Genomic DNA, 537 nt, shown 5'->3' on the forward strand with positions numbered 1-537 from the left:
AAATACTACTCATTATATCGATACTCTCTTTTAATCTATTCGGATATTATTCTTCGGATACGTTTATAGATTTTCTCGTTCAATCCAATCAGTTGAGAGTTCGAACGGACAGACTCGGAGCGGTATTCGGTAGCGAAAGTATAAGAGCGTCATTAGGGCTAACGGGCGCAAATAGTCTTTCGGGCATAATAATTCATAATGTGGGCGAATATGCCGCTTTGAACGGAGCTAAAGTGGCTTTAGACCAACTTATTCCCGCTTTATTGGGAGGTATAGGCTATCAAATGAATATATTCGGCATTGCTTTAGGTTATGAATTTAAATGGGGAAGCCCTACTTATACGGTTCATACTCCCATCTTATCTATGACAGCTTTGGATAATAATTTTAGAATAAATATTCCCATTTCCGTAGGAGTTGGGCAACAATCCTATTATAAGAAAGCTGACAGCTTAAAGGGAACTATGGTAATATCGACTGGTATAGAAGCGAGATATTATTTCAATATGGAATATTTCCAGCATTTGAGATTTTATT

The 537-nt window shown here is 37.1% G+C and carries 1 pseudogene; it reads left to right on the top strand.

Annotation, left to right across the window (positions count from 1 at the left end):
- A pseudogene (locus tag EZH24_RS13315) lies at positions 1-537 on the top strand (variable surface family protein); the annotation flags it as partial.

Origin of the sequence: Brachyspira catarrhinii (genome assembly GCF_005518285.1) — a bacterium.
Classification (GTDB): domain Bacteria; phylum Spirochaetota; class Brachyspiria; order Brachyspirales; family Brachyspiraceae; genus Brachyspira; species Brachyspira catarrhinii.